This window comes from Paenibacillus radicis (ex Gao et al. 2016) (assembly GCF_014641555.1).
Taxonomy (GTDB): Bacteria; Bacillota; Bacilli; order Paenibacillales; family Paenibacillaceae; genus Pristimantibacillus; species Pristimantibacillus radicis.
This window is the reverse complement of the sequence record NZ_BMHY01000026.1, coordinates 1-227: the sequence shown is the minus strand read 5'-3', so window position 1 is coordinate 227 and position 227 is coordinate 1. Positions and strand designations below refer to the sequence as shown.

Annotated in this window: 1 protein-coding gene; it reads left to right on the top strand. The window is 53.7% G+C overall.

Annotated features, from left to right (window positions below):
• Positions 1 to 6: 6 nt before the first annotated feature.
• On the top strand, positions 7 to 227 hold a 221-nt coding region (locus IEX98_RS29600; RefSeq protein WP_374705393.1), incomplete at its 3' end, for an AMP-binding protein.

Below are 227 nucleotides of genomic sequence, written 5' to 3'. Positions count from 1 at the left end.
CCTTCGATGTTTCAAATGTTCCTGCAATATGTGGATCAAAATAAAAGCCGGAGCTTTAGTCAAGTGGCGAGCTTGAAAACGGTATTCGTAAGCGGCGAAGCGCTGCCGCTGTCGCAAGCCGAGACCTTCTTCCGTTTACTCGGCGGGCGTGTGCAGTTGGTTAATTTGTACGGGCCAACGGAGGCAACGGTCGATGTATCGCATTTGCGCTGCGAGCCGGGCATGGC